The following is a 922-nucleotide window of genomic DNA, read 5'->3' as shown; positions in this document are numbered from 1 at the left end:
TTTAACCGTCTCTTTCGACGCATCGTAGACCATTGACCAAATAAATTGCTTGTACAGTACAGCGAGCACAATCGCCCCAGCCCCGCCCAGTGCTGCCGATTCCGTTGGCGTTGCAACACCGGCAAAGATGGAGCCCAACACAACAATGATCAACGCCAATGGTGGTAATACAGCTTTCAGCGCCTTGATCACTTCTTCCCTGCGGCTGAGTGACTCATCACGTTCAATCGGCTGCGCTGCTTCAGGGTTAAGCTTGGCGTAAATAAGGATGTAAACAACGTATGCACCCACTAGCGCGATACCCGGCCACACGGCCGCTTGGAACAAATCTCCCACTGGCACGCCAAGCACATCGCCGAGCAAAATGAGTACGATAGAAGGAGGAATAATTTGCCCCAACGTACCTGAAGCACAAATGGTTCCGCACGCGAGGCCTTTGTCATAGTTGTATTTGAGCATCACAGGCAGAGAGATCAACCCCATGGCCACCACAGATGCTCCCACTACGCCAGTCGATGCCGCAAGTAGAGCGCCCACCAGCACCGTCGAAATTGCGATGCCGCCACGGACGCCACCAAACAGACGCCCCATCGATTCCAGCAGCTGCTCTGCTAGCTTCGTTTTTTGTAGCACGAGCCCCATGAAAACAAACAGCGGTACAGCCATCAGCACCGTGTTTTCCATGATGGATTGAATTCGATATGGCATGAAGGCAAACATGTCCATGCCCTCTGCCCAAACCCCAAAAATAAGAGCAATACCGCCGAATGTGAACGCGACGGGAAACCCGAGCAGTAGCGCAAAGAGCGCCACAAAAAACATCACTATACCGATCATAATGACTTCCTTTTACGACTTACCGTTATTACCGGCATAGATAAGATGAGGGTTAACGATTTTATTGACTGAGTGCAGCAGCAAA

1 protein-coding gene and 1 pseudogene are annotated in these 922 nt (G+C 51.3%); both read right to left on the bottom strand.

Annotated elements, in window-relative coordinates:
* Positions 1-837, bottom strand: an 837-nt coding sequence (locus R7Z50_RS25480) for a TRAP transporter large permease subunit (RefSeq protein ID WP_318149474.1), incomplete at its 3' end; no start/stop codon positions are given.
* 12 nt (positions 838-849) lie between these two features.
* Positions 850-922, bottom strand: a pseudogene (locus R7Z50_RS25475) (C4-dicarboxylate ABC transporter); the annotation flags it as partial.

Source organism: Vibrio sp. 1249-1 (genome assembly GCF_033340495.1).
The sequence above is the reverse complement of the archived record's forward strand: the minus strand, read 5'-3'. Positions and strand labels throughout refer to the sequence as shown.